Source organism: Streptomyces sp. NPDC015346, from assembly GCF_043078785.1.
Lineage (GTDB): Bacteria > Actinomycetota > Actinomycetes > Streptomycetales > Streptomycetaceae > Streptomyces.
Map to the genome: position 1 here is coordinate 100,820 of NZ_JBIBTW010000013.1, position 9,039 is coordinate 109,858.

Sequence of the window (9,039 nt, forward strand, 5' to 3'; positions counted from 1 at the left end):
TTACGCCCACTCCATGCCCAGCCCCTGTAGTGCGTTCAGCTGCTCAGCTGTGAGTTTGTCCCGCCTGGTTTTGGTGTTGGAGACTCATACGCCGAGCTTGACGGTCACCGGCTCCGTCTCGCCGTCGACGGCGGGCTGCTCGCTGTGCCCTCTCGGCACGGGCCGGTGGGCGCCTTCCCGCTCGACCCATTGTGCGAGGGCGGCCAGGCCGCGTTGGAAGGCTTGCTGTGCCTTGCTGGGGCCCTTCGTCGTACGAGGAGCCGCGGGGGCGGGAGATGGTGCCTCAAGGGGCTTGATGCCCAGCGCGGTGAGGCGTTCCTGCTGTTCGACGGAGAGCTGCGCCCAGGTGCCCGGTTTCCGCTGCTGCTGGAGCCATCGTCCGATGTCATCGCCCTCAAACAGCACCCCACTTCGATGGCCGGCAGGACGCCATCGGCGTCGACGAGGTCGGCGAGTACGCGGTAGTGGCGTTGCCAGTCGAGTGGCCAGGGGCAGTTCCAGTCCGGGTCGATCGCGGCCAGCTGCTGCGCGCGTACGGCGGCCCGTTCGGGGTCATTGCCGAGACCGCCTGTGTGGCGAAGGTTGGCCATGTGCTGCCCGATGGGCACCATCGCCTCACCTTCGCCCCAGACGGCGTCCTGCCGGGGTGCGAGGTGCCCGGTGGCCCGGTGGTAGGACCGGAACTCGGCGAGTTTGTTCTCCCACGCTTCGTCGCCGGGTTCCCACACCATCCCGGCGTCGTCGAGGAGCTCTTTGCTGTCGTCGCCCAATCATTCTGCGGGGCTGCTGTGGATACGAGCTGCGGTTTCTCAGTTTTGTGGGCGGTCTTCCTGGCAGGCAGGGCCCTCACAGTGCGGGGCAGCGTTCGGCAGTAGCTGCCTGACCTGCGCTTATATGCTGCGTGCAGGTTGATCGAGCGTTGCGCAGTTTTCGTGGGTCGCTACTTGAGATGCCGGGTGGGGCGGCGCTGGGTGCTCCGCGGTGTGTGTGACTAGAACCCGGGCCCTGGGTCGCCGCCGGCCTGTTGGCATTTCGTTGCAGCGTCGAGCCAATCACCTGCTGGTTCGATGGCCTGCTCGCGTTCAATGCCGGAGTCCACTTTTCCGTCAGCGGGGCGGGCTTCGTCGGCGATGTCGTGTGCCCGCTGGCACGGATCTGATGATGGGCCAGACTGCTCAGCGAGACCGCCGATGACGCTGAATGAGAGGGCGATGACCGCTGCCGCGGCCATCATCAGGCCTGCGCTCCGGTCCTGCATGAGGCGCGGCAGGTGGCGCTGCCAGCGGAAGTACGGGATGTGGTCCCGGCCGTTCACGGTGCTCCCTATCGGGTGGGGGGATGCATTCCCGAAGGTACCTGCTGAATCCGACGTCAGACGGTGAGTAGTCCGAGGAGCCTCTCGGTGGATGCTCTGTGGAGCTTCCGTCCGTCCGGCATTCCCCTTGGGGCCGGATAGAGGAGTTCGGTGGTGAAGACGGCGCCCTGTCTGCTTTCGTAGTGTCTTCAACTGCTTCGCGTGTGTGGAGGCTGTCTTGGGTAGTAGCCGCACGTCCCGATCCGCCACCCGTAAGTCCACCCTCCACCGGCTCAGGCCCTCCGAGGGCACCACCCCGGAACTGTGCACGTTCGTCCGCGAGAGATACCTCGACAGTGAGGATTACCAGGTCAGAGAGTTCACCCGCCAGGGGATGGAGGGCTTGCTGATCACCGGAGGCGTTCCCCGAGAGCGCGCCGACTGGTGCAGTGCGGTGGAATCCATCACCGGACTGGACGTCAAGGAACGCAGCCGCGCCGCGGCGGGACTCATTCTCATGCGCACCGGCCGCGGCACCTACGCGCTGAGCTACGGGGTGGGGCAGCACATGCTGGATCCCTACTTCCGTGACGACGAGTTCGGATTGGAGTTTGCGACCCGCTGCCTCGACGACGACGGGGTCATCAAAATCCGCAACCAGATCATGGACGGCAGAGGCCGGGTCGACGAGTACTCGGTGTCACGGGGTGAACGGATCGACGACTTTGGTCTGGACCGTTTCGGTGCCGTCGTCCGCCGCATATGCGGCACGGTGAGCGGACTGTCGCTGACGTCCCTGGAGGCTGGCAGGACACGACAGGTCCGCGTCGAGTGCTCACAGGCCACCATCAAGCTTCCCCTTGCCACCACCGTGGAACAGTTCCTGAGCGACCTGCAGGCGATCGAGGACGTGTGTGCAAGACCTGATCCGCTGCCCCAGCTGCGTTTTGTCAGCAGGGTTCACACCCTCGACAGCCGCAGCCAGAAGGCGGTGCAGGCCCAGGCCATCCTGGAAAGGCACCTTGCGGACCCGGACAGTCCCCGACTGACCATTGGGATTCCTGACTCGTGCCAGGAAAGCTACAGCTCTGCCCAGGCGTTCCGCGTCAGACGAGGCACCCGCACGATCGAGACGAACGACCTTGAGCTGCACCACCTGCTGCAGTTCGTACAGAACAAGCCTGAGGGAGAACGGCTCAAAGCCCTCGGCGACGTACGGGTCACCATGTTCAGCGACGATGATTTCCTGACCCCGGCCAGCGTCACCACCAACGGGAAAGAGTGGCTCATCGCCGACATCACGATGGGCACAGACCGCCTGTTCTACGGCAACGGTAAATGGTTCGAGGTAGGGGCCGGCTTCCTTGAGACCCTGGAAGAAGAACTCACCGCCCTGTTCACCCAGCCGCAGACGGTCACCCTCCCGCGGTGGACCAAGGGCCCACTCGATTCCAAAGGCCGCGACTCTCACGACGAGGACTGGTTCAACCACCAAGCGGCGAAGCCGGACGGGTACCTACTCTTCGACAAGAAAGACATTGTCACGGCGAAGTTCAGGGGAGGAGGCCTGGAGATTTGCGACGTTCTCGGCCCCGAGAACCAACTGATCTGCATCAAGAAGGCACCCGCCAGCACGGCCCCCCTCAACCACCTCTTCGCCCAGGGCGTGGTCGCCGTCGAGACGCTGCGCAGCGACGTTGAAGTACGGACCAAATTCCTTGACCAGGTCGCCACACACACGCCGGACCACCGCCTGCTCGACGACTTCGGCACGCTCCGGGTGGTCTTCGGGATCCTTCTGAAGGATGGCCAGGACATCCGTGTTGACTCGCTCTTCGCATTCGCCCAGGTCTCGCTGCTCCAAGCAGTCAGGCGGCTGCGCGCGATGAACGCGGAGGTAGAAGTCGTGGCTATTCGCCGCTGACGCACGGAGCCGCTCCCTCGCCTGCATGCTGCCGATCGAGTCGGCGGCGCGATGGCGCGGGCGGAAACCTGTTGTCGGTTCTGTTCGGGTGGATGCCGAGGATGGAGAGTAGGGAGGGTGCCGCCTGGCTATGGGGTGGGCTGGTCATCGAGCCAGATGGTGGGGATGAGTTTTTCGCCGTTGCGCCAGTTGTAGCGGATGGAGTCCTGGTACCAGTCGTGGGGCAGGTCCGCGTGGTCGCTGACGATCATTTGGAAGTTCGGGGACAGTTCCCTGACGACCTGGTGCATGAGTTCGAAGAGGCGCGTGACGGTCACTCGGTCTTCGTCCAGGGCGAGGTCTTCCAGCCGTCCGCGCTGTTTGGCCATGTCAGAGGGGTAGTAGGGCTGGGTGGGCTGATCGAGCATGAGGAAGCGGGGGACGGGCCGGCTGTTGAGGACGAAATACTGGTGGAGGGCGAGGTGTGCGGCGACGTGGTAACCGACGTGGTTCTTGCCGCTGCCGATGCGGAGCAGTTCGGTGATGCCTTGAGGGGTGTCGGCGACGATGGTGAGCTTTTTGAGGTCCAGACGGACCAGGCGGTCGCCGTGTTCGAGTTTCAGGGTTCGGGCGTGGCCGGTCATCTTGCCGCTGAGGTAGCTGAGGCCGTGGGTGAGCTTGTCGTCGATGGTCTCGGTATCGAGCTGTTCTTCGAGGCCTTGGACGAGCCGCTGGGCGACGGCGACGGCTGACTCCAGGCGCTGGAGGTGGCCGCTGTCGGACGTGGTGTTGATCTGGCTCAGGTAGGCGCTGATCCTGCCGCGGGTGTAGGCCTGGGCTTCGGCTTGTCCTAGGAGGCCGGCCTGCTGGTTGCGCTGTTCGGCGAGGATGCTGAGGGCGCCTTCGATGCCGCGGAGCTGTTCGCGTAGGCGCATCGCCGTCTGCTCGATCGCGCGCAGGGCCTGCTCGCGGCGGGGCTGGACGGTTCGGACGCTGTCGAGCTGCCCTCGGAGGTCTGCGAGGGTGGTGTGCATATCGGAGACGGTGGGGTCGGGCTCGTCCAGCTCGTTTCCGCACAGGGGGCAGCTGTGTTCGCCGGGGAAGCCGTCGGGTACGAGGTTCAGCGCCGATAGACGTGACATGCCGCGGGCGACGGCGCCGGTGTAGCCGGCAGCCTGTGTCTCCAGATCGTTCAGGAGCTGGCGTTCCTCTGCGAGGGAGCGCAGCTGCCGCCGGAGAGCCGCTGACTGCGCGGTGAGCAGGAGCTCCTGCCGCCGCTGTTCCTCGTCCGCGTTGTCCGGGGTGGGCCGGAAGGAAGCAGCCTGCTGCAGGACCTCGATAACGGCTGCTCTGTCGGAGGTGTCGACATTGCTGTCCGTGAGCAGTCCATGGACGCGGGCTTCACCGAGAAGGGATTCAAGGCGGGCCTCAATGCCTTGGTTCGCTTCCTGGGCGGCTTTGAGGTCGTTCTCGGCGCGGCGGAGGGCGCGTTTGGCCTGGGTCAGCTGCTGCTGGAGCGCGGCCTGGTCCTCGGGGACCGCGCCGAGGAAATAGGGGATCGTGGCCTTGAGGCTCTCCGGGATGCCGCGCTCGTTCTGCCGGTGGAACAGCGCCCGCTTGGAAGCGACTTCGTCCTGGTTCTGCAGGCAGAGCAGGACGGCGTGCCCGAGGTTGGCGCTGAGCGGGGAGAGCAGGCTCCCCGGCGCCGGCTCGCTGCGGGTGTCTCCGATACCGATCCGGCGTCCGAGCTGCTGGCGCAACTGTGTGGAGTCGATGTTGACACGGAGGTCGGCCAGCTCCGGGATACCGAGGTCGTTGCCGACCTCGAACATGGCGTTGGTGACAGACTTGGCGCCGGGGCGAGGCGCCGGCCGTGCGACGAGGATGTGGGTGTCGGGAAGCTGCAGGATGACTGCATACCACGCGACGTGTTGAAGATCGGGCTGATCGGGAGCGTGGCTTCGTCCCTGCCGAGGCAGAAATCGACGATGTCGAGCAGCGCGCTCTTGCCTGTCTGGGAGGTGCCGGTGACGATATTGAGCTCGCCGAGCCGGAAGTCCAGGACGCGCTTTTCGCCGCTCTTGCTGTAGAGGATGATCGACCGGATCTGCACCAGCTCAGGGTCTCACGCCCAGCAGCGCGAATATGGTGGAGGGGTTGTCGGACTTGGCGGTCCAGCGGCCTATCAATGATGCGGCCTTGATCAGGTCGGCGAGTTCGCCCTCGGTACGGGACTTCGACGGAATCCTGCTCTTGAGGGAGCCCTGCTCGATGGTGAGCATCTGATGGCGGAGCCCGAAGCGCAGGCCTTCCCGTACGGCGGGTGCCAGTGAGGTGCTGCGAGCGGCAAGGCCTGCGACGAGTGCCGGGTGGTCCGCCACCCAGTTCGTCAGATGGGTGCGCGTCGAGGTGGGCAGCGCTCGCCGCGTTGGCCGGTGCAGGACCAGCGGGGCCACGACGAAGGCCATCGGCCACGGCATCAGCCTGCCGGAGGCCTCCCGCTCGTAGTCGCGTGCCGCGGTGGCTGCGACGGCGGCGACGAGGGCAGGGTTGAGGAAGGCGGCGCTGGCTTGCGGCCGCTGGCTCCAGCTAGGCACGCGCGGCCCGAATCAGGTTCTTCACCCGTGCCTCGAAGTCGGGGTGCCACCCGACCCGTCCGCGGTCGGCCAGTTCGTGGTGCTTGCCCCGGGAGAAGAACGCCTCGTCGTACGCTTCACGGATTCGGTACCGGGTCTGGTCCAGGGTTTTGCGCAGCAGCGCCTTGCCTGCCTGCTCCTGCTCCCGGTCGGTGGCATCTTCGTCCAGGTCGTCGAGCATCCAGTCGAACTCCCGCTGCCACTCGTCGGCGAGGTTGTCTTCGAACCGTGCCAGCTCGTCGAGGTCCACCAGGTCGTCTTCGAGCCAGGCCACGGTCTGGGTGTAGGCGCGGTAATAGTCCACCATCGCCTTGTTCAACTGGCGGCCGGCGCCCACCCAGCGCAACTGGTGGACGAAGCAGGCATCGGCCAGCTCGGTCTCGGCCTCCTGCGGGAAGTCCTCGCGGTCCACCAGTGTGGGCAGTCTGTCGGAGGTGTAGTCGTCGCGGATGCGACTGATGCGCTGCATCAGCCGGGTCACGGAGACGCTGGTGTGCCGCTTCTGAAGCATGTCCACGGTTTGCTCGTACCACCACGCCCACAGCTGCCGCATGAAGGAGTCGGCGTGCCCGTCGGGAAGCGCGGCCCTGAGCTTCACCCGTACCTGCGCGTCGAGGTCGTCGATGGACGGCGAACCGTCGATGACCCTCATCCGCTGTACGAAGACGGCACGTTGCGCTGGCTGAAGGGCGAGGAAGGCTGCTCGTGTGTCCTTCGTGTCCTTGGCCTTCGACTCCTGCGCGGCGGCGATGAGTAGGTCAAGGGCCTGTGCGGGTGCTGGATTGGGTGCCTTGAGCGCGGCCATAGCCGTACCCGGCCGGGCCTGCTGCGTGGTGACCAGGGTCAGCATGGGGCCGTACTCGTCACCTGGGGCATGTGTGTCCATCCAGGACTGGATGGTCCGCCATACGTCGTCGTCTTTGTCGCCGAGTGACCGCACACTGCGGATGTGGTGCTTGACCTGCAGCATCTCAACGGGCCGACCGTCTTCTTCCCATGCAACGTCGTCGTGGAGCTCCAGGCTGATCGCCCCGTCCGGGCGATCTTCTTGTCCCCGCAGCAGCTCAAGGAGGGCGAGCTGCGCCTGGAAGATATAGCCCAGGGCCGACGCAGATGCCTCATGCGCGGAGGACGCCATGCCCACAGTCTCCCGATTCCGATATCGACCTGTCCAGGGCACCACATTAATCGAACGCACGTCTGATGGTCGCGGTGTTGGCGATTCTATCCGGGTGGATGCCGATGGTGGTGAGGAGGTGCTGTTGCTGGGGGTGCAGGCGTGGCCAGTTGCGGTGTTGGGTCTGGACCCATGTGGTGATGCGTGGCGGGTAGGGCTGGCTGGTGCGGTGGCAGGTCTGGGCTTGGTGGTAGGTGCGGTGCCAGTGGTAGGGCCAGGGCGGGTTCCACCAGGGGTCGATGGCGTCGAGGGTGTGCAGGGTGGTGGGGGAGAGGCGGCGTCGGCCGGCTTTGCGGCGTTGCTGGATCAGCCATGCCCCCAGAGGGAACCCGTCATGGTGCGTGCTCTTGGGGACGCAGAGGTTGCCGGTCTCGTTGGCCCAGGCGCGGGCGTGGGCCAGGCCGGGGCTTGGCGGGTAGGCGCGGGTCGCTTCGCGGCGCCGTGCGGGTTCCCGGTCTTCCGGGGTGATGCCGATGTCGGTGAGGAGCACGCGCTGTTGCGGGTGGAGCCGGCACCAGGCGCCGCGTTGAACGGACGCCCAGGAGCTCGTGCCCGCACTGACGGGTGTGGTGCGGGCGTAGTGCCAGGCGCGCTGCCAGCGCATGGGCCAGGGCGGGTTCCACCAGGGGTCGAGCATGGTCAAGGCGCGGTGAACGGCGTATGGGGTGTTCGCGTTATGGGTCAGAAGGCGTTGTCGGGCGAGCCAGGATCCCAGGGGGAAGCCGTCGTGGACGGCGCAGTACGGCGTTGCCAGACTGCCGTGCGCGGCTGTGTAGCCGCGGGCGTGCTCGAGCGCGGTCTCGGCGTACGGGGTGACGGGCCGGGTGCGGGTGCTTTCCTCGGTGAGGCCGATGTCGGCCAGGAGGCGCTGCTGGCCGGGATGCAGGTCGTCGTAGCGGGTGATCTGCTGGCGTAGCCAGGCGCGTTCGGCGGGGGCGAGGCTGCGGAACTCGTGCATGGTGTCTGGCTGGTGGCCGGCCTGGACCTGATGGTGGATGGGCTGCCAGGCACGTTGCCACGCCAGGCTCCAGGGCGGGCACCACCATGGATCGACAGCGGTCAGGGCCATCGTCGCGGCGCACTCAGGCGCGCCCTTGTCGGCATCGGTTCGGGCGTGCTGGCGTTGTCGGCGTAGCCACCGCCCCAGCTCGAACCCGTCGTGGACGGTGCTGATCACGGTGGCGAGAGTGCCGTGTGTGGAGTGATAGGAACGTGCGTAGCCGAGTCCGACGGGGAAGTCGGCTTCGCGTTCGGCGGGCCGTGCGGCCGCGCTGCGGGCCCGGTCCGCGGCCAGCCCGATCCGGGCAAGGAGGTCCTGCTGGCCGGGCTGGAGTGTGTCGTACTGGGCGCACTGGCTGGTCAGCCACGTGGCGAGTGCGCTGCTGGTGCCGGGGAATCCGGCCGCGGCGTCCAGGACGTGACCGTCTCCGATGTGGGTGTATGCCTGGTGCCAGGAGCGCTGCCACTTCAGGGCCCAGGGCGGGTTCCACCAGGGGTCGATTGCCGACAGTGCCAGCGCTCGGGGTGAGGGAGCGCCATGACGCAGCTGGTAGGCCCGGTCTTTGCTGCGCTGGTTGGCCAGCCACTGCCCTAGCTTGAATCCGTCGTGGACGGTGTCGGCGGTCGCGGTCACCAGCGTGCCGTGGGTGCGGGCAAAGGCACGTGCACCCGCGAGGGTGCGCTCGAAGTGGGTGGCCATGTGCTTGCGGCGAGGCCGGGCCGCCCGTGCGGCCTCGGGGGTGAGGCCGATGTCGGACAGCAGACGCTGCTGCGCGGGGTGCAGGTCGTCATAGCCTGTGCACTGGATGTAGAGCCATTCACCCAGGCCGAAGCTGGTGGCGGGGAAGCCGCGCTCGGGCCGAAGGCCGCCCCGGGCGCGGGCATGGTCACGGGCTTCGTAGTAGGTACGCTGCCACATCACCGTCCAAGGCGGTCGCCACCACGGATCCAGCACCTCGAGTTCCGCGACGTGTTCGGGCGGTACCGCGGGGGATTTCCGGTGGTTGGACAGCCACCGGCCCAGTGCAAA

The 9,039-nt window shown here is 66.6% G+C and carries 6 protein-coding genes and 1 pseudogene; 1 reads left to right on the top strand and 6 read right to left on the bottom strand.

Annotation, left to right across the window (positions count from 1 at the left end):
* Positions 1 to 755: pseudogene (locus ACF06X_RS33135) on the bottom strand (helicase associated domain-containing protein); the annotation flags it as partial.
* Positions 756 to 991: 236 nt separating this feature from the next.
* Positions 992 to 1,315, bottom strand: coding sequence for a hypothetical protein (locus ACF06X_RS33140; RefSeq protein ID WP_392291021.1), 324 nt, complete (start codon positions 1,313 to 1,315; stop codon positions 992 to 994).
* 205 nt (positions 1,316 to 1,520) lie between these two features.
* Here ACF06X_RS33140 and ACF06X_RS33145 point away from each other — a divergent pair, with 205 nt between their 5' ends.
* Positions 1,521 to 3,218 (top strand): DUF6119 family protein, encoded by a 1,698-nt coding sequence (locus ACF06X_RS33145; RefSeq protein WP_392291022.1) that lies wholly within the window; start codon positions 1,521 to 1,523, stop codon positions 3,216 to 3,218.
* 128 nt (positions 3,219 to 3,346) lie between these two features.
* On the opposite strand, the gene ACF06X_RS33150 is transcribed toward ACF06X_RS33145, so the two are convergent.
* The 4 genes from ACF06X_RS33150 to ACF06X_RS33165 form a co-directional block, all read right to left on the bottom strand.
* Positions 3,347 to 5,029, bottom strand: coding sequence for a DUF3732 domain-containing protein (locus tag ACF06X_RS33150; protein WP_392291023.1), 1,683 nt, complete (start codon positions 5,027 to 5,029; stop codon positions 3,347 to 3,349).
* A 285-nt stretch (positions 5,030 to 5,314) separates the two neighbouring features.
* Positions 5,315 to 5,794 carry a three component ABC system middle component gene (locus tag ACF06X_RS33155; protein WP_388700938.1) on the bottom strand — a complete coding sequence of 160 codons (480 nt, stop codon included), beginning with the start codon at positions 5,792 to 5,794 and terminating at the stop codon, positions 5,315 to 5,317.
* Positions 5,787 to 6,971, bottom strand: coding sequence for an ABC-three component system protein (locus ACF06X_RS33160; RefSeq protein ID WP_392291024.1), 1,185 nt, complete (start codon positions 6,969 to 6,971; stop codon positions 5,787 to 5,789). Before ACF06X_RS33160 ends, ACF06X_RS33155 begins: the two co-directional genes overlap by 8 nt.
* A gap of 46 nt (positions 6,972 to 7,017) precedes the next feature.
* The coding region (locus ACF06X_RS33165) for a helicase associated domain-containing protein (RefSeq protein ID WP_392291025.1) at positions 7,018 to 9,039 on the bottom strand (2,022 nt) is incomplete at its 5' end.

Coding starts and splice junctions, on each gene's coding strand:
- ACF06X_RS33160 (WP_392291024.1), bottom strand. CDS start 6,971: ATGGCGTCCTCCGCGCATGAGGCATCTGCGTCGGCCCTGGGCTATATC.
- ACF06X_RS33150 (WP_392291023.1), bottom strand. CDS start 5,029: ATGTTCGAGGTCGGCAACGACCTCGGTATCCCGGAGCTGGCCGACCTC.